This is a genomic window from Taibaiella koreensis, assembly GCF_003545715.1.
GTDB classification, from domain to species: Bacteria; Bacteroidota; Bacteroidia; order Chitinophagales; family Chitinophagaceae; genus Taibaiella; species Taibaiella koreensis.
In genome coordinates this window covers 299189-319323 of record NZ_QVNU01000007.1, presented here as the reverse complement: position 1 = coordinate 319323, position 20135 = coordinate 299189, and the positions used below count along the sequence as shown (strand labels likewise).

At 46.0% G+C, this 20135-nt stretch carries 12 protein-coding genes; 5 read left to right on the top strand and 7 right to left on the bottom strand.

The genetic code is table 11. The features are described from left to right. Positions 1-355 precede the first annotated feature (355 nt). The gene (locus DZK30_RS21620) at positions 356-676 is read right to left on the bottom strand and encodes a hypothetical protein (RefSeq protein WP_118976271.1); all 321 of its coding nucleotides are present in this window, start codon (positions 674-676) and stop codon (positions 356-358) included. A gap of 126 nt (positions 677-802) precedes the next feature. Here DZK30_RS21620 and DZK30_RS21615 point away from each other — a divergent pair, with 126 nt between their 5' ends. After that, positions 803-1852 carry a T9SS type A sorting domain-containing protein gene (locus DZK30_RS21615; protein WP_118976270.1) on the top strand — a complete coding sequence of 350 codons (1050 nt, stop codon included), beginning with the start codon at positions 803-805 and terminating at the stop codon, positions 1850-1852. A gap of 474 nt (positions 1853-2326) precedes the next feature. Here DZK30_RS21615 and DZK30_RS21610 read toward each other — a convergent pair whose 3' ends face one another. Then, a complete protein-coding gene (locus tag DZK30_RS21610; RefSeq protein WP_118976269.1) occupies positions 2327-3091 on the bottom strand; it encodes a LytR/AlgR family response regulator transcription factor in 765 nt (254 codons plus the stop codon). A gap of 31 nt (positions 3092-3122) precedes the next feature. Continuing rightward, complete coding sequence (locus tag DZK30_RS21605; protein WP_162903314.1) at positions 3123-5993, bottom strand: sensor histidine kinase; 2871 nt, start codon at positions 5991-5993, stop codon at positions 3123-3125. 908 nt (positions 5994-6901) lie between these two features. Here DZK30_RS21605 and DZK30_RS21600 point away from each other — a divergent pair. Beyond that, positions 6902-10105, top strand: coding sequence for a hypothetical protein (locus DZK30_RS21600; protein WP_118976267.1), 3204 nt, complete (start codon positions 6902-6904; stop codon positions 10103-10105). 117 nt (positions 10106-10222) lie between these two features. Here DZK30_RS21600 and DZK30_RS21595 read toward each other — a convergent pair whose 3' ends face one another. The 3 genes from DZK30_RS21595 to DZK30_RS21580 all read right to left on the bottom strand — a co-directional run bounded on the left by DZK30_RS21595 (position 10223) and on the right by DZK30_RS21580 (position 14092). Beyond that, positions 10223-11140 carry a helix-turn-helix domain-containing protein gene (locus DZK30_RS21595; protein WP_118976266.1) on the bottom strand — a complete coding sequence of 306 codons (918 nt, stop codon included), beginning with the start codon at positions 11138-11140 and terminating at the stop codon, positions 10223-10225. Between the two features lie 5 nt (positions 11141-11145). Continuing rightward, positions 11146-12117, bottom strand: a complete 972-nt coding sequence (locus DZK30_RS21590; protein ID WP_240432967.1) for an NADP-dependent oxidoreductase — start codon at positions 12115-12117, stop codon at positions 11146-11148. A 196-nt stretch (positions 12118-12313) separates the two neighbouring features. After that, the gene (locus DZK30_RS21580; RefSeq protein WP_118976263.1) at positions 12314-14092 is read right to left on the bottom strand and encodes a T9SS type A sorting domain-containing protein; all 1779 of its coding nucleotides are present in this window, start codon (positions 14090-14092) and stop codon (positions 12314-12316) included. A gap of 593 nt (positions 14093-14685) precedes the next feature. On the opposite strand from DZK30_RS21580, the gene DZK30_RS21575 reads away from it, so the two are divergent. Continuing rightward, entirely contained in the window at positions 14686-15573 is an 888-nt protein-coding gene (locus DZK30_RS21575) for an alpha/beta fold hydrolase (protein ID WP_118976262.1), read from the top strand. 225 nt (positions 15574-15798) lie between these two features. On the opposite strand, the gene DZK30_RS21570 is transcribed toward DZK30_RS21575, so the two are convergent. Then, entirely contained in the window at positions 15799-17043 is a 1245-nt protein-coding gene (locus DZK30_RS21570) for a DUF3108 domain-containing protein (protein ID WP_118976261.1), read from the bottom strand. A gap of 362 nt (positions 17044-17405) precedes the next feature. Between DZK30_RS21570 and DZK30_RS21565 the strand changes: the two genes are divergently transcribed. Together DZK30_RS21565 and DZK30_RS21560 are read left to right on the top strand one after the other, a co-directional pair. Then, a complete protein-coding gene (locus DZK30_RS21565; protein ID WP_118976260.1) occupies positions 17406-18647 on the top strand; it encodes a porin family protein in 1242 nt (413 codons plus the stop codon). A 53-nt stretch (positions 18648-18700) separates the two neighbouring features. Then, complete coding sequence (locus DZK30_RS21560) at positions 18701-20110, top strand: inorganic phosphate transporter (protein WP_118976259.1); 1410 nt, start codon at positions 18701-18703, stop codon at positions 20108-20110. Positions 20111-20135: the final 25 nt, after the last annotated feature.

The following is a 20135-nucleotide window of genomic DNA, read 5'->3' as shown; positions in this document are numbered from 1 at the left end:
GCCTGTTTTCCGTGCAATAATGGGAAAAGACATAGGTTGCCTAGTATGATTCGGTGATATTAAAACAAAAGTGGAAATTCCGAAAGACCTGGCCGTAAGATTCTGTGATAAGCTGACTATAAATGCTATTGACCATTAATGCTTCCTTGTTAAAGGAGACCTTCAAAAAAGTTCAGTCGCAATACAATTTTGCAAGTATTACTTTGTCCATAAACAGAAGTTGTAGAGGAATAAAGCCCGATAATAATCACGATGGCTGTTTTTCATAGATTTGATATTGAGTAACTCTATTTTTTAAAAGGGTATTCACGACAATCATTCTATGGTCTTAATTTAACTCTCGCTTGAAGCCGGTTTAGTTGGAGTTTTTCCAAATCGGATAAGCGGCATTTATCGACAAGCCTACAGGTAGAGGTATAGAGGTATCAGGAAAGGAATAGTCTCCAAGTCCACCCCAATATTCGTATTGAATCACGCCAAATTCCTTGCAATAAAGAAACATCCAGTTGTTAAAATCTTCATTCCAAAAAGAAGATGATAAATCGCTCGATATCTTATAAACAACAAACTCTTGCTTGCCTTCCTTAACCATTAAGGTGTCATATAGCGCATACCCTACGCTATCGATTTCGTAATCCTGGAATACGGAATTTAGCATATCTATCCTGTAGTCCAATTCACTTGTTATAGCGCTATCTGGTTTAAGTAATTTTAAAGAATCAATGATCTTATTTACAATAATAGTACTTTTCCCCTTCGCCGGTGTCGTAGAATAAAATCCTTCATTTTAAAAATTTACACTATGAAAAAATTATTACTGTTTATCCTGCTTTGTATTCCGATTATGAATTATGCCCAAACCACATTTGCGCCTGTAGGGGCAGAATGGTGGTACGGCGGGAACTATGGAGATTATGCCGACCCGCAATCTCCTTTTGTCAATTCCACCTGGGTAGATCACGTAAAGTCGGTTGGAGACACCGTGGTTAATGGTATTCCATGCAGGCAGCTGGTCACCACTGTAAGGTCCAGAAGTGCCGACAACCCGGATGTAGTCCATACCAGCGTCAAGACTACTTTCGTCTACGACAATACTGATACGGCATTCGTTTATGCCAATACCTCCGGAAAGTTTATTCCGCTTTATGTTTACAACGTATCAGAGGGCGACACAGTACGCCTTTCGGGACTGTTCAATTTCTTTGGAGATACTACATTTCGTTATATTGTAGATTCCATAAGAACAGAGTTGTACGACACGAGTCATTTAAAAACTTATTATACGCATACAATTATCGACAATTTCAGTTATGCTGTTAACTGGGGCATATCCTTTCCCAATAGTGGCAGTGGCCCCGGTGGATGGCTTAACAAAGGCCGGTATACCGAAAAGCTGGGGGGCACTTTAGCCAACGTAAGCGGGCTGTACCCAACGGTCACCACACATGCAACAGACGGCAGACAGATCATCAACAATGGGCCGTTTTATGGTAAGCTGAGATGTTACACCGATTCCGCTCACTCGATTTCACTGATCTCTCCCCTTCCCTGCGATACCTTATTCAGTCCGGGAAAACTGAGCGTAAACGATCTGGAAAAATTACCCTCATTTTTGTCCGTCTCCCCCAATCCGGCAAACGAGGAAATCACCATAGCCTGCACAAAAACACTCAATACTGACTTGACGATACAGATTTATGATATTACCGGCAAACGGATTGCAGAAAAGGTTTTAAGCAAAGGCCAGCAAAAGATGGGTTATGATACACGCCCACTACCTGATGGGTTGTATTTTCTCAGATTCAATGCCGATTCAGGCAACTACTATAGCAAAATGATTGTACAACATTAGGTGCGCCTACGTTCATCATTCATTTATCGAATTGTATGTGTAGATAAAAAAAACAAAAGCCAACACTCAACCTGTTGGCTTTTTGTTTCCATTCTTCTTTATGAAAAGAATTGCCAGGAAATGTATATTATCGTAAACCGGCCCTTATACTATACGAGGATACGCCGCTTGTTAGTTTCCAGGTCTTTCCATCGATGTTCCTTTGGATCTCAATAATCGAAGATTTATTTCTTCGGTTGTGTGACAACTGAGTTGGGTTGTACCCACCTGTTCGTAGCGTCGCGCTACGACCTACTTTATTAAGATTACCGGGCGCGCAGCCATTTCTGCCAGTACGTTATCAAATGTGCCCTTTGCGCTCCGGATAGGCCATAAAGGCAATTGCTTCAAAAAACCAGCGTTTTATTGAGTCTTCTATCGCGTATTTCTTCTTAGCACAGCTAACTAAAATATTAACCCTGCAAAAGCGACATTTTACTTGCTGATCCTTATGGAATGTGCAGGGCTCATCGCATCCAGAAAGTCCTGTTTCCTGCTGGCAGCCACGTCCACCCGTGATCCATCCTGCATCACTATATACCCTCCCCTGCCACGTATATATTGCTGTACAAACTGAAGGTTGATGATATGGGAGTTATGTATCCTGAGGAATAATGCTGAGGGCAACAAATCTTCACACTTTTTCAAAAGCATGCTGACCACTATCTTTTTGCCTGAACTCATATAAAAATTGCTGTAGCTGCCGGAAGCTTCGCAACGTATGATTTCCTGGGGGGCGATAAAAAGATAACCGTCAATAGTCGGGAGGCTGATCTTGCCTGGCGCCAGCTTCTGAAGGGATCTCAAATGTTTTGCAACCTCCTCGTTCGATTTTTTCAGTGCAACTTGCTTTTCGACTTTAGCTACAGCACGCTGAAGATTGGAAATATTGATCGGTTTCAATAAATAATCCAGCACGTTCTCCTGGAAAGCTTCAATGGCATATTGGTTGTAGGCTGTAGTAAAAATGACTTCGAAGGGGACGGGATCAAACTTGCGAAGCAGGTCGAATCCGCTTCCTCCGAGCATTTCAATGTCCAGGAAAGCCAGGTCGGGCATATGTTGGCGGAGCATGGCAAATGCGCTGTCAATATCTCCGGCTATACCAACAATATTTACTGAGGGGCAGTAGTTCCGGACCATGGCCTGTAATGTTTTTGCATTTATGGCTTTATCCTCAATTATTACAGCGTTTATCATTGGTGTAAAATTATTTCAGCGTATATCTGTATTACAAAGGAAAATGAAGGATGACGCGCGTTCCCTTATTGATCGCATCCGGGCTTACTTCTTCCAGCCTGACATTGATCTTATTTTGCGAACCGGAAAGCTGGTTCAAAGTCTGTATCCTGTTTTGTGTAATGGAAAGCCCCTTAGAGGCATGAAGCCTTTTGCTTTCCCTGTCCATAGCAAGGGTTTGCGCCATCCCCGGGCCGTTATCTTCGATAATGCATTCCAAAACATTCGTACTGCGCTGCAATCGAAATTGAACCAGGATCGTTCCTCCTGCAGCTAAACGGCCGATGCCATGTTTAATGGCGTTCTCCACATAAGGCTGGATAACCATATTGGGCACTTTGATCTTACTTCTGTTTAAAGCCGGGTCGACGGTTATGCTATAACTGAGCTCATCGCCTATTTGCAGCTTTTCCAGTTCCATGTAGCTGGTAAGATACGCTATTTCTTCGCTGAGCATAATATGGGTCCTGGGCGCGTTATTTAACGTCTGTCTTACCAAGTCTGCAAATTGGGACAGATAAATATTGGCTCCCATGGTATCTTGCTGCATAATATGATGCTGAATAGAATTGAGACAATTAAATATAAAATGGGGATTCATCTGCGCCCTTAAGGCCATGTGCTCCAATTCCAATAGTTGCTGCTGTACCCGGCTTCGCTCTGCTTCCTTTTTTTTCGCCATGCTAAAACGGGCCAATACCAGCAACCAGATAATACCGGTTATCAGGACAAGGATCAGGACCCTGAACCAGATTTCCTCCGGCAAGCTTTTCCTGATCTCAAATTCCCTCACCATCAACTCGCTCTTGTCATTGAATTTATTTACGGCGATAATTTCAAGTGTATATTTTCCCGAGGGTAATGACGGATAAGTAAGGATTGGTACCGAAGTTACTTTCCACTGGTCATTCATGCCCCTGAGCCGGTATTGGTAACGGATATTTCCTTCCGACAAAAAGGATATACCAACGAATTCAAAGCTTATATTATTATCAGCGTGCGGTAGCTCAAAGGAAGGCGCTTCGGGATCATAACTTTTTTCAGACACCCGGATGTCCGTCATCCGGAGATAACAAATGGAATGCTGCGGTACTTTGGTTTCGTTAAAACGTACCAGTCCGTTTGCTGTCCCTACATATACTTCAGGGCCATTCACATAAATTGCATTGACAATATCCGAAGTTAACCCATCGGCCATACTGAACCTTCCGGTTACTTTATATTTTTCAATACCAGTCATATCCACTTTGTTCAGCCCTTTCTCCGTGCCTACCCATAAAGTATTTCCCGAACGATAAAGACATCTGCAGATATTACTGTTGAGCCCGCCATTCGTTTGTGTAATATTTACGGTAACACTTCCGTTCCTGTATCCTACGATTCCATTTTCATAGGTAGCAATCCAAAGAGTACCTTCCTTATCCGCCGCAAAAGAACTGATGCGGTTCCTGAAAAGGCTATTGCTATTGCCCAGATAAACTTCCTCCCCTTCGTTTGTTGTCGTATATAGTCCGTTCAATGTACCAATATAATAGAGGCCCTCATGCCTGTAAGCACAGGTAGCACGGCCCTTATGTAAACACTTTAGGAGTGTGCCATCCCGGAGATTGGAAAGAAAGACGCCGTCGCAATTACTGATCAACACGGTGTCATGAAAAAACATTAAAGTCTTTATATCAGTAGCACGTCGCTTTGCAAAATGCAGGTAATCGGAGCTCGCATAATTGATAAACAGCGGTTCTTCCCAGCTGCTTTTCAGTAATGGGGAACGTTCGTTGTCCTTTAAATTTATCCTGCTAAAATTCAATCCTTCGGTGGGGTAAAGTTTCCAGCATTGGGCTTTGTTGGTACCCACCAGCAGTTCCTTTCCGCATTTAAATATACTTAAGACAGCAACCGGTATGGGATTTGTGGTGAAAAAGAAAGACCTGAATACTGCAGGGCTTAGTTTAAATACTCCGGATTCTTTTGTAGAAAACCAGATGTTGCCTTCTATATCCCGGAATACATCGTGAATAGTATAACCCCGAAGGAATTGCGCTGTAAATTGTTTTCTATAAATATTAAAAAAACGGGCGCCATTCCCCGGAGTATTCATAATCGCAACGATACTATCATCAACTATCTTCACCCTTGCCTCCCGCGGCAATTTTAAATAATAGGCAGGTGCGGTGCTATTGTATAGGATCGCAAGGCTACTGTCCAGGTAGGAAAAAAAAACAGCGGCACTCGATTTCGAAAAATTCCGGTTATCCGGATGCGCCAGATAATTGAAATTTTGCCCCATCCTGGCCGATATCATCGTCGCCGGAAACCGCCCTCCTACACCGGCCACGGGCTTGAAATCCAACCCACCGATCTCATACTTTTCCGGAACTTTAGCGTAGAATTTTACCGTATGCCGGCCGGCATAAATGACAAAAGCTTCTCTTTGCGTTTCCACTAAAAGATTACCAGCTGCATCTTCAGCAATGCCATTGACTTCGTAGGTAAACCTCAATTTCCTTAACGTAGTATCATTCTGGTCGTTGTATATTTTCCCATTCCAGTAATAGCATATCGTGTTTTTATAAGGGATGATCCAGATCCTGCTTTTGGTATCGGCATATACGGCAAAAGTCTCGTTACTGGGAAGCCCGTCTTCCCTTCTGAAATTTTTGAATTTTGTTCCGTCAAAACGGCTAAGTCCCGTTTCTGTACTGAACCATATAAAACCTGATTTATCCTGGGTCATACCGTTCACAGTACTGCCGGCCAGGCCATCTTTTATATCATAGTTAGTATAACTGTATCGCTGGGCATAAACTGGAGCAACTACAGACAATAGGTACAGTAGCGAAAGAAAAAACAGCTTGAAGGGCATTTCAAAGCTGCGGTATGCTGCAAGCAATCTGCAGCTCACTTTTCTATTATTCATATTGGGGAAAAGGCAGATCGTCCGATAAATTAAAGGCTCAATTACATACTGATTATCTTTTTCGTCCAACAAACCGTTGTTTTATCAGCAGAGGGTTAATATTATTCTTTCAGAAGGTTTAGCATAAAATGAAAAAGAACGATGACTGAAATTTCCATGCCATCTTTTTTGCAATACATCTTTCCCACCTACCTGTTCAATTAAAAACCGGCGACCCTTTCCATCAGGAAGAATGCTTGATCCTAATCCAGGCTTCTATTTCAGGCTAACAAATATGGTATTCAAGTACATTTTACGACGCTGCAAAGTAATGATTGCAATCGAAAACCGGTAATTGATTTGCCGTGTTCATGCGATAAACGTTGCAAATGATATGTACGCATTTGCAGGTATATTATCGGCTAGGATGTCTTCAAAATAGTATAGGTAGCGCCGACCTGACAATCATGTGTAAGAGAGTTCCTTGTCAGCTGTTAACCGGTGCTTTACCCATATCATTAGACACTTCAAATGGTACGGGCATTTTGGAAACCCTTATTCATCGGGACCTGCGATTATTATCAGGCATCTTCCCGTAAGCATATGCCCTTGTCACTTCCATTGTTTATTCCTGCATGATTACAAAGTGATCGTGCGTAATCACCAATTGCCTCTTTCTCCGGGTTTTAAAAAAAAGAACTTGCAGCAAATATTAAAAAAGGAGGTCATTATTCAGGAATCAAATTAACCATCAGCTCCGCACCTACACATGCTTAACCTGCGCTTTAATTGCTTTGGCGTGCACCTATTTTCATGCCTCTAATCCAAACTTCTAACCAACTAAGTACACAATCTAAACTAACATCATTCCATCAATGAAAAAGATCTTTTTAGCGCTTTCCCTATGGGGAGCAGGCGTTTCTTATGCGCAGCAACAGGTCGAACCCCGTTGCTATGGTATCCAGCATGGCGCTGGTCTAACCAAACGCATTGTAACGACTCCTTGTGTGCCGCAATCGCCGGACTTTGTCAATTTCTACCGGAACAAAGAGAACTATGTACCGAATATCAATACCCCTACCGCCGCTACAACACAAAAAAAAATAAAAGTAAGGATCATCGTTGTTCAGACCAGTCAACCAGGAGACAACTACAGTATCGTGGATACGAATAAGATAAAGGATATCTTCTTTTACATGAACGATTACTTAGCTAATCCGCAGGCGCCAAACTTTCCACAGAGCAATATCTGCGGCACCTGCCGGCTCACCGATGCAAAACTCCAGATAGAATGCGCGGGCATCGACTTTGTAACGGACAACAACATGAACCTGGTGCCTTATCTTCATAATAATGATGAGGAACTCAATGTCTTCTTTTACCGGAACCCCTCATTCGGCACCAGCGCCGGCGGCTATACCGTTTGCAGCACGCTGCCCTGGCAGGATATCGTGAATGGTACCAATACCTTTGCACCAAGCGGGGAGTATATCGCCGTTCATAATTATTTTGTCAACCATTACGACACACAACCCTGGGTGGCAGCCACCAATCTTTTACATGAAATAGGGCATGCTGTGGGGTTGATGCACCTGTATCGTACCTCACCGGGAACCAATTCATCCACACCGGAATCTTGTGATGAAACAAATCTTGATTATCTGAAGGACATTTTTAATACCGGTCAGCTGAAACATTGTTTATGGCCCGACAATTTTATCTGGGGCGAGGATGATACAGATCCTACCGGACCTTATACCAATAACCTGATGGGCAGCTCCAACGGCGTTTACCTCTCTCCCTTGCAGGTGGGCCGCATACACCGCAATGCACATTTTCTCGCCGGAAGGAATTTTGTCTACAATGTAAATTCACCTGAGTTTGATCCCTGGATACTCTCCAAGGATGAAACCTGGGATTTTGACATCCGTGTCTTCAGTAATATAAGGGTATCGGCCGGACATACACTCACTATCAAATGCCGTGTGTCGATGCCGGAAAACGGGCAGATTATTGTAGAACAAGGCGCCAGACTGGTGATTGACGGCGGTATCATTACCTCCTACAACGATCATTCCATGTGGGATGGTATCGTGGTGCTCGGGCGTAGCTATAAGAGCCAGATGGACGATCCGGCAGCAGGGGCGCCTTACAACAACTGGCAAGGTAATGCGACGATCAGCAACGGCCTTATCGAAAATGCCTCTAGAGGAGTAATGCTTTGGGAACCCAATGGCGATTATTCCCAGACGGGCGGATTTGCAACGATCAGTAATACTACTTTCAGCAATTGTTTTAAAGGCGTTGAATTTGCTCCGTTTCACAACACAGCGGTGGGAACAGGAATACCAATAGGCAACCGTACCATCATTACCCAATCTACCTTTGAATGGACGCATGCGCCCAACCATCCCGGCGCGTCTTTGGGTATTTCCCTTTGGGAAGTAGAAGGTGTAAAAATCGAGGGTTGCACCTTTATAAGCGAGCTGGCCACCCGCTCCGACTATGTACCTACCACAGGTATCGTCTCTTATGATGGTGGCTTTAACGCAGGCGCCTACTGCCTGACCAATACCGTACCCTGCTCGAATCAGTTAAATAATACTTTCCGCGGATTGGACGAAGGCGTAACCGTAGGTCATATAACCGGCGTTCAAAGCTTCAGCATTAAAAACTCCGACTTCATCGACAACAAAACGGGAATCGATGTCTCGGCAGCGCAGGCATTTGCGATCACCCAGAATAGCTTCCGGGTGGGTTACACTGTATCCAATACGCCCAATGCCTACGGTGCCTTACTCAATGGCAGTACCGGTTATAGCTTTAATAGCAATGACTTTACAGCCAGCGCCGGTACCGGTATACAAAAGGTAGGCGTTGTGGTTAAAGATGGTGGTTCTGCCAATACCAAAGTGACCAATAACAGCTATTCCAAATTGTATGTGGCCAATGAGTCCCTGGGTTTAAATACCAACGGGCGAAAGGAGAGCTCGGCCACAGGCTTACAGTTTCTCTGTAACACCTACAAGCAAATGGGATTTGATGAAAGTGTATTGGGGTCTGATCCTATGCAACATGGCATGTGCCGCCTTCAGGGCAGCGCCGCCACTCCTGCCGGGAATGCTTTCTCTGCATTGGGCAATGGTGGCGGACTGCACCGGCATATTACTGCGCCAACGAACCAGGTGCTCAACCTCATTTATTATTATGGAACGGGGGCCAATCAGCAACCGGTGCTCATCAACACTACCGAAACAACACCAATCAATGCTGCCATTGGTGCTTCCTGTAGCTTGCCTTCTGGCGAAAAACTGTCTGCAATGCCTCCTTATAACCTGCCCGCTACTATGACGCTGACAGATTATAAGAGCTTGCTGTTGCCTCAGCTCATCGCCAGTACCTCTGCCGACCGGGATAAAAACCTGGAAACCTTCCTGACCCAGTTTTCCGATCCCTATACCGATCTCCTGCGTGTTGACCTCTATACCCAACAGGGAAGGGCGACTGATGCGATACAACTATACGACCAGATATTGAGAAAATATGTAAGCATGACCCCGCAGGAATTCGGAGAGTTTACGAATGCCAGGCCCATGATGCAGCTACTGGCCGGCTTTAAGGCAAAAAACAGGAATCTGAAAAGTGTAACCGGTGAAGAATTAAAGCAAATCCAGGATGTGTTCGATGGCACATCTATGTGGGCACAAGTAAGGGCCGGCAACTGGATCCGCCTGGCAACCGGAAAGGACTATGAAAGAAAAATCAAGCTTCCCGATGGAACAGAAGAAAAAGCGATCCAGGATATTGCAGCTCCCCTTGCTGAAGTACTACCAGGAAAGGCCTTTGTCTTATTCCCCAATCCGGCCAGCACGACACTTCACATGGAATACAGCGGAGGCGTAAAGCTGGACATCGAATTTTTTGATGCCTATCACCACAGGGTGAAAGAGCTGACGCTGGAAGCCAATGAGTCGAAGAAAACAATAAATTTATCTTCCTGGCCGTCCGGTACTTTATTCTATACGGCAAAGACAGCAAGCGGCGAGTTGTTTACCGGAAAAATAGTTATAGTTAAATAAGCTGACTATGCTGACAAGTCAGATTAAATAAAACTGATGGGGCTGGCCTGGGGGCCAGCCCCATTTTGTATCCAGGCTTATTGAGATAACCGCTAAAGAAGTGCTTTATACCAATGGCTAATTTTTGAACGACTGCCTGAACGCCATGGGCGAAAGCAGGGTTTTGGCTTTAAACAACCGGCTAAAAGATTGCAAATGCTCAAATCCCAGTTCGTAAGCGATCTCGCTCATGGAAAGATCCGTTGTGGCTATTCTTTCTTTAGCCCTTTCAATCAGTTTTTCGTGGATATAGTGCTGGGTATTCTGTCCCGTATGTATCCGTAACAGGCTGCTTAAGTATTTTGGCGTGATATGGAGCATAGCAGCAATATCGTTTACGGCCGGCAAACCTTTAATAGCCGGTTGTCCGCTGCTTAAATAACTATTCAATGCTTTTTCAAGGCGGTCAAGTATTTTATGGTTAGTCTTTTCGCGTGTAATGAACTGGCGGTTATAGAACCGCTCGGCATAGTTGAGTAAGCTTTCTAACTGTGATATAATGATCTGCTTGCTGAATTTGTCAATATTAGCGTGCGTCTCGCGATGAATATTCTGGATGATGTTGATGATGATCTCCTCTTCTGTTCCGGAAAGGAATAAGGATTCGTTTGCAGCATAATCCCAAAACTCGTATCTCTTAATAGTACTGGCCAGGGACGTGTTCCAAAGGAAATCGGGATGGATGATCAAATGCCATCCCGATTGCTTTACTTCAATGTCCTTTTCAACGGAAAGGCTTGTCACTTGCCCCGGCGATACAAAAGACATGATCCCTTCATTAAAATCATAGGATTGTTGCCCATATTTTAATTTGATATCTCCGGCGCCTGTAACCCGCTTTATTGCTATGCAATAGAAGTCGCAAAAACAGGTCAATGTGTCGCCACTGCGCATCATGCTCGCAACATCTGTCTTCACTACGCTGATCAGCGGATGTTCGGGCTTTGGCAGTTGAAAGGCCTCGAACCATTCGCTGATGGTTTTATAATGTACCATATGTTTTAATCTTCTTTACGAATTTCAAGCACAATTTTTCCGCGGACATGCTTCGTTTCGATACTGCGATGGGCCTCCGCTGCCTGCTCCCACGGATAAACCTTACTGACTATAGGTTTCACGCTGCCCGCGTCAATAAGTTTAGCTACTTCGGTCAGGCAATGCCGGTGATCAATACCAACACCGGCCATGGAAACGGTTGCATTTTTACGGGCCAGTAATGCCTTAAACTCTTCGTTGGGCCAAACGCCATGCGTACAGACAAAGATACCGCCTTCTTTCAAAACCGGAACGGACCTGAGCCGCAATGCTTCATCAACAGTAGTAGTAGGCGTAGCATTGAATACCACATCGATATCACTTGCAACATCCTCAAATTTTTGGGTGTTATAATCAATCACTTCGTCGGCGCCCAGCTGTCTTAAAAAATCAGCATTATGTGCCGATGCAGTACCAATAACATAGGCGCCACATGCCTTGGCAAACTGCAACGCCAGGTTTCCGATACCACCTGCCGCTCCATGGATCAATACACGCTGACCTGGCCGGACCTTCGCCTTCTCCACCATACCGCTCCAGGCCATGCGTGCACAGGCCGGCAACGAGGCGGCGTCGTTAAAGCTGATCGTGCGCGGCATAAGGGCAAATTGATTGGCTTTCGCTGCGAGATATTCTGTGTAGCTGCCATCTAAATAATTGGGGACACCATATACGCGGTCACCGTGTTTGAATCCGGTTACATCGCTTCCAACCTCTTCTACAATGCCTGCGGCATCAATGCCTAATCCCATGGGTAACTTCAACAGTGGCTTTAAGCCATCGTTTCCTCCCCGGCGTATGATGTAATCCGCCGGGTTTACGCTCGCAGCGTACACTTTTACCAGGATCTCGTCTGCTGCGGAAACAGGTCGTTCAACCGCGACAATTTTCATCACTTCCGGTTCGCCGAATTCATAAATTCTGATTGCTTTCATCATTTCTTTTTTACAAAGGTCCGCAACCGAATGGCGTTACATGAAACCGTAATGCCCTTTGTTTTAACCAAAGCGGCGACTAATTGCCTGATGGCCTCCATCAGGTATCCCAATACAACAGGGGCCGCCCCTGCTTTTGGAACAGCCCCTGATTCTTTATCCCAGGCTACAAGCCCCGACAGGCTTAGCATCGTAAGCTTTATTCTTTTACGAACTTCTGCCTTTCCGTTTTGCCTTTTGCATCTTCCGCCACCAATATGTAGGTACCGGCAGCGAGCCGGGACACATCAATCGTTGTTGTAGCACCGGCTGCTTGCTGCGTAGATACGATACGACCCGAAATCTCGTATACCGATATTTTCCTGAGCTGCACATTACCGGCGCTTACTTCCAGCTTGTCGTTGGCAGGATTGGGAAATACGACAATGTCATTCGTTGCGCTGACATTGGCAACCGAGGTCGGTCCTGGTTTGGGTACACCACAAGCCAGGTATTCGTTAACGTTCACAGGATATCTGACGATGCTATATTTCTTACCCGGAATTTTACCAATGCTCTTATAGGTAATGCGGGTAATATTCAGCTCCAGATCACGATCGCTTACAGGGATATCATTGCCGCAATCAAATCCATAATTATTACGGATGGCAAAGGATTCGTTATTGTAGGTAAAACCGGAAAAGGCCGGATAACCTGTTGCGCCATTATTCACGATGCCCTTGCCGGAATAGGCGATATCGGGAGCCAAATGAGTGTAGCGTACAAGACTGCCGTCATATTTCACCTCAAGATATAGCCCGGCAAGCCATACATTGCTATAGGCCCAGTCGACAAAGCCCCCCCATCCGGTCACGGAAATATTGCCCTGGATACCGGGAGCATGTACAATGCTGCGTCCGCTGCCCCTTGTAAACGAATCGGCAGCGCTCACGAAATAAAAATATGCCTTCACAAAGCTTAAGGAAAGCGTTAACGGCTGTATCTTTATAATAACAGGGTTGATAAAAAAGGTATTGCCGGGATCGGAATAATACTCGCTGGTCTCGCCTGTGATTACCACGCTGCCATCGTTGGCATCGTGGACGCCCCAGCCTTGAATCGAAGGGTTGCCGCGTTTCAGGATGGCATCCTGATAATGCACACCATTGGCATCCACCACGGTAAGCAGCATGTCGCTTGCTGAGACATTTTTGTTCGAATTTCCGACAACCGCATAATAGGTTTTGCCACCGGAGGTAAAGGGCGCTACTTCTGAATAGGCTGATGTCAAAGGAATAGTTGTTGTCCAAAGGCTGTTTCCGTTCTTATCCATTCCTGCTACCATCGCTTCCTGGCCATAGGTACCGCAAACAATAAAATTATCGGTTACCGGATCTTCTACCACACTCGTAAAATTTGCCTTGTTGTTGTAGCGCATATACCATCTCGGAACGCCAGCCCTGTCGGTCTTCAACAAAAAGGGCTCATCTACCGCGGGGCCGCCACAGCCACCATCCTCGACATTCTTGCGCACGCGACCGCAGATGATAAATCCGCCATCCTGCGTTTGTTTGGTATCGGTAGTCGTAAACCATAGATTCAGCCTGCCGCAACCCGATGACTGCATTAACTGGATTTCGGCCGAATCTACATAGGTCGTAAGCAGCTGCGTGTTCAGCGCAACGTTTGTTGCTTGCAGGCGTATACGCGAAATCATGCCTACCGGGCTGGTGTTATTGAATCCTCCGATGGTGGGCCGCTTCAGGCTGCCTCCCAGCACATAGCCATTACCCCATGGCATGCCCTGTATGTAATCAATACTTACATTATCAACATCGGTATAATGCCGTACCATGTTTTGGGCAGGCACTGTGGCAGGCAGCAACAGGAGGCACAGCGCAGCAAGGGCAGGTAATTTCGTCCACTTGGGGCTTTTGCCTGTCGCAGAAGCGTTAGGTACAGTGACCGCTTTTGGGGTGCTTAATAGTTTTCTGGTCATTTCAACATATTTTTTAGTGAAATAGTAAATTAGCGTGTATCGGGATCAGAACAGCTATACCATCCGACGAAGGGCAGATCCCATCCGCCCGTCATCAGGTTTCATCCGTCTAACCGCGCTATGGGTTACCTCCAATCATCTAAACAATAAGTGGAATGTTGGCGCATTAAAGTACGGCCATGACGTATGCGTACATCGGCCGGCCTTGAGCCTGCCGAAAGGACTAGCCATAGCGCGGTGCTTCGGCAAGCACGGGAACAGGGGGTAATGTTGCGCTATGCTTTTTGTATCAGCATAGTCAGCTTTTTGAAAACCTCTTCTATGGCATCATTTCTTCCGGCGGCTTCCGCTCTTCAGGCCGTGCCCCTACCCCACTGCCCGTATTCTTTCTGAACGATGATATCCATTGGGGTAAAACGGAAAAGCGCAGAAAAGCGAAAAGCCCTCCGGAAGTTTAACCTTATTTTTCTGAACTTTTATCGCCGGATTGCTTTTGTAATGCAGCGGAGACGATCGCACAGATTGACTAACCGGTGGCGCCACTTGTCGCATCTAAAAATCGAAACCTATAACTTAACAAACAGGAGGGCAATATGCTGCACATTGAGAAAACCAGGCATCATCTGATGAAAGTGGATGGGGTAAACCTGTTCTATCGCGAAGCAGGGCGACATAATAACCCTGGTGTACTACTGCTTCACGGCCAACCCTGCTCATCGTATAGCTTTCGTCATATCATGAGCCCCCTGGCGGAGGTGGCATGGGTCGTTGCGCCCGACCTGCCCGGTTTCGGCTTCACAGAGGCGCCCGATGATTATGCCTATACTTTCGAGGCCATGGCACGTACCATCGACGCTTTAACACGAGAGATCGGGATGGAGCGCTTTTTCCTTTATGTTCACGATTTCGGGGCGCCGGTAGCTTATTACCTGGCGCTGGCGCATCCCGACCGTGTGCTGGGACTCATTATCCAGAACGGCAACGCCCACGAGGAAGGTCTCGGTCCCGACTGGGATGCCAACAAGATTTACTGGTCGGACCCAACTCCCGAAAACAAGAGAATGCTCCCGGAATGGCTGAATTTCGAAGGGGTGCGCCATACCTACGTCGGCGATATTCCCGACCGCCTCAAGCCGCTGTTTGCACCTGAAGGATGGCACCTGGACTGGGAACGGATGAGCCGTTCCGGACGCGTAGATATCCAATTCCGGATATTCGAAGACTATGGCCGCTATGTTGCTCTTTTCCCTGATATTTCGGCCTATCATCGCAAGCACCAGCCGCCTGCACTACTGCTCTGGGGACGGCACGATCCTTATTTTGAGATTGAAGAGGTACTCGCCTATGCCCGTGAGCTTGACCGGCTCGACATGCACATTTACGACGGGGCACATCTTCTGCTGGAGACGCACTATCAGGAATGTGCAGCGCTGATGCACGAATTCATTCTGAATAATACGAACCAGTCAGCACAAGGCTAAAGATCGCTGCCGGCGGCTACGATAAAGCTATTGCTTCGTCAGCATAGCTTGCCAGCGCCTGTTCGTGGCATCGGCAAAGCGTATCCAGTATACACCCTGCTGCCCTCACGGCTGTTGAGCCTGTAGAAGCACCACCATTGCATCGTTGCCCTTTCGACTGGGCTCAAGGACCGGATTTAATTGGTTGCCTATATGCGGGAGTCAATTTACTTTTCGGTGGTAGGCCTAAAGCGTTTTTTTCAAATCCTGTTCCAGTTTTTGGCCGGGCGCAACCTTGATTTTCTTTTCAATATTAGCAGATGCATTCTGGCCTGCCGCATAGATTCTGTTAATCGGACTCGAACCCTGATAGTTTCCGTTAATGTAATGGTCGGTCTGCCCTACTGTTTCCGTACCAATATGGGTATGTTCATAGCCAAACGAAACCACCAGGTAGTAAGTACCTTCGGGTACATTTTTGATTTCATAGTTACCCTTATCGTCCACTACCGTTGTACTTCTGATGGTCATCAGGAATTCGTCGGAAAGGGGCTCTACCCTGGCGGCGGACTTTGATTTTTTTTGTTGTTTTAAGTCTTCCCTGAATTTTTCAAAATAAGGTGTGCCAGGTATCAGGTAGACCGCCGTCCCTACAGGCGCATATTGCTTCTTGTTGATATTAAGTATCGCTATACCCTTTCCAAGACCTTCATTTTGGTTGTCCCTTGCAAATACCTGTCCCGATATACTCCCGTTCCCGAGCTTCAGCTCATTATCTACATACTCCATCCGATTGCCATTGGCGGTAAAGGATACCATCCATAGCTTATGCGATTCCTTATCGATATAGTAACTGGACTTGTCGTTGGTTGCTTCTTCTACTACATCTACTTTCCATACATTGCGCGCTCCCAAAACATTGCTCTGGAATACCGCATCCTCAACGCTATTAATGTTTACACTATTAACCCGTTTTTTGTTCTCGGGGGTATATTCATAAGCCGACAGGGTTGCCTTAAAGGCCGGGGCCAGCGGAAGCGTGCCGAGCACATAAGAATAAATGTAACTATCAAATGCATTTTTGTTCACAGGCTCTTTAACGGTTGTTCTTTTTCCTGTTGCTTTGTCTAAGTAATAGCCGCTGATCTCATTGCCAAAATTTAACGCATAATTTCTCCTGTAGCTATAAGATGAACGGTACTTTGGACTAAGATTGACCACATCGGCGATACAGGTATCTACATAGGTCGCCCTGGAATCCGGCACATAGATATGGGTAAAAACAGACAAGGTACTGGCATTGACTTTTACTTCTACATCGAAAACGCCAAATTTGGTTCTCTGATCACCGGCAACCAGATAGCAATCCATCTGGTATTTTTCGTTTTTCAGCCGTTTTGCATCAAATATTCTCCCGTCCGGCAACAGGTTTGTTTGTGCATGGCCAGCGGCAACACCAATCATAAAAAGGATAATCGTAAGTGCTTTCATACATAATCGTTTTTGGTAAGCTTCTATCTGCTTATTATATGAAAGTAGGAAATAAAGCGGAAAACAGGATCCGGAAAAGCAAGTTATGGACTACCGGAGTGGCCGGAACAATACGGGAGCAGCATTAGTTAACCTCAATTGTAACACTCAAGTAATACAACAACATTAGTTAGCTATTGCTATCTGCTATATGTTTGCTGATCTAATGTTCGTTTTGCGCTTGAGCGCTCATAAAGGAAACAAACGGGCTTATATCTTCTCTTACCGCAGGGATTTTCCGCAATACAGTTAAGTTTTTTTAAGTCAGGGATAATAATTTATTAACATTAAAAATAATATATTATTCTCTAGTTTTGCGGACGATGAAAAAGAATATTTTACTACTACTCACCTTTGTGCCACTTATTTCTTTGGGACAAAACAACAATGCACCATCAAGCTATGACCCGCACGACATTAAAATTACCGGCTACCTGCAAGCGGAATTTCAAAAGGTGCAGTCCCCGGGAGTAACCTCTTTTTCGGGAGGCGATTTTTCCGCTAATTCCGATAGCCGCTTTATGATCCGGAGAGGACGCTTAAAAATTGACCGGGTAGACAAGTATTCAAGCATCGTTTTCCAGCTTGATGCCACACAGGATGGCGTTCAGCTGATGGATGCTTTTATTCAGCTGCGCCATCCGCACTACAAAGCTTTCAGTGCTACAGCTGGTTTATTCAACAGGCCTTTCGGATATTCTATCGTCTACTCTTCGGGATATCGTGATTTCCCGGAGCGTGCCCGCGTTTTCCAAACCTTAATGCCCCGGGAGCGGGATATCGGCGCCTTAATCGGCTATCATCCGCAAAAAGTTGCCAAATTCCTGACACTGGAGTTTGCCATAGTAAATGGCAGCGGAAAAAATGCCAAGGACTACGATGGCAAGAAGGATGTTATCGGCAATGTTGCGTTTAAATTTGACAGCCTTCTTAATAAGAAATTCCATATCGGCTTTGGCGCCTCCGCTTATAAGGGTACGGTACGGAGCAATACCAAAACATACTATACGCCGGTCAAGGATGGTTATGTGGCGCACACAAGCGAAGACTTTGCCGGCAAGAACCTGGACAGGAATTATTATGGCGCCAACGTGCAGTTGCAATACGACAACACCTTCGGAAGTACTACCCTTAAGGCAGAGTATGTTGCCGGCAAACAGCCGGGCGTAGCCGCCGGCGGCCCCGATAAACTACTGGGGCCTTATGCCAGCCAAAGCTTCGGCACACAACCATTGGGCGATCTGTTTGAACGCAGCTTTAATGGCTATTATTTATGGTTCACCCAACAGATTGCGAGAACAAAACTTACTGCCTTACTGGCGTACGACGTATATGATCCCAATACCGACGCTTCGGGCAAGGCCATAGGCGTGGCCGGCAATTTTACCAACGACGGCGATGTGAAATTCAGCACGCTGGCCTACGGCCTTACTTATCAGCTGACCGAGCGGGTGAAATTGACTCTTTATGAGGAGCACGTTACGAATGAAGCCACCAGCCTTAAAAACTATACCCAGGATATTAAGGACGATGTATTTACGGCGAGGGTCCAATATCGCTGGTAATACATCAATGCATTTACAATCAATCCCATTTTAAACACTGAACTTAAGCAATTATGTTTTTAGACATACCTTTTATAGGCGAATCCGGTTTGACCATAGGTCTGGCAATTGTCTTCGGACTGTGCCTGCTCGCAGTAGTCGCATTTGAATTTGTAAACGGTTTTCATGATACGGCAAATGCCGTGGCCACCGTAATTTATACCAAAGCACTTAAGGCCGTGGTCGCGATACCCTGGTCGGGATTCTGGAATTTCCTGGGTGTATTTACAGGCGGGATCGCCGTGGCGATGGGCATACTAAAGCTGGTACCGATGGACACCTTAATGACGCTTCCTGTAGCTGTCGGGGCCTGCCTGGTGCTTGCGGTGTTGCTGGCTTCCATTATATGGAATCTGGGCACCTGGTACCTGGGGATACCTTGTTCCAGCTCCCACACCCTTATCGGGGCCTTGATAGGCGCCGGTTTAGGCTTTACCTGGTATTACGGCGGCAGTGGCGTCAACTGGCATAAAGCAGAGGAAATAGGGCTGTCGCTTATTCTGTCACCGGTAATCGGCTTTGGCCTGGCTATCCTGCTGATGTGGCTTTTAAGATACGTAATCAGGTACAAGGCCCTTTTTCATATCCCGGAGGGTGAGAACGACAGGCCGCCGCTGCTGATAAGGGGAATCTTAATTACCACCTGTACCCTGGTCAGCTTTTTCCATGGCAGCAATGACGGGCAAAAAGGTGTCGGTCTTTTTATGCTGATCCTGATCGCATTTCTACCCGCTAAATTTGCCATAGATCATAATGTCCCTAACGATAAAATTATTGCAACATTAAATCAGACCGAGCGTATTGTACAGACCATTGCAGCCGCCAATACTGCAAACAGCATTGAATTTACAAAGCTGAATGCCGACATTGAAGCGGTAAAAATACATCTGGCGCACAAAAGCGAAACGGATAAGGAAGCCACCTACAAATTCAGAAAGCAGGTGGAAGCTCTGGTGGCATCCATTAAAAAGCTGCACGAGAATAAAGCGATTGTTATAGATGGGAAAAGCAGCGCCGCCCTTAGTCATCAGGCATCGGAGCTTAAAAAGCTGACGGAGTTTGCACCCATATGGGTCATCATCACCATCTCCATTGCCTTGGGCCTGGGCACGATGATAGGCTGGAAGAGAATTGTAGTAACGATTGGCGAAAAAATAGGGAACGAGCATTTAAATTATGCCCAGGGCGCCTCAAGCGAGATTGTCGCCGCTTCGACCATAGGTCTCAGCACCCTTTTCGGGCTGCCGGTAAGCACCACCCATGTGCTGTCGAGCGGTATCGCCGGCTCCATGGTGGCATCGGGTGGTAAAAGCAACCTGAACGGGGCCACGTTAAAAAATATCGGCTTGGCATGGGTGCTCACCTTGCCGGTTTCCATATTGCTATCCCTGTTGCTGTTTATGCTTTTCCACCTGTTTGTTTAGCAGAGTATGTACTTTTGATTCACTG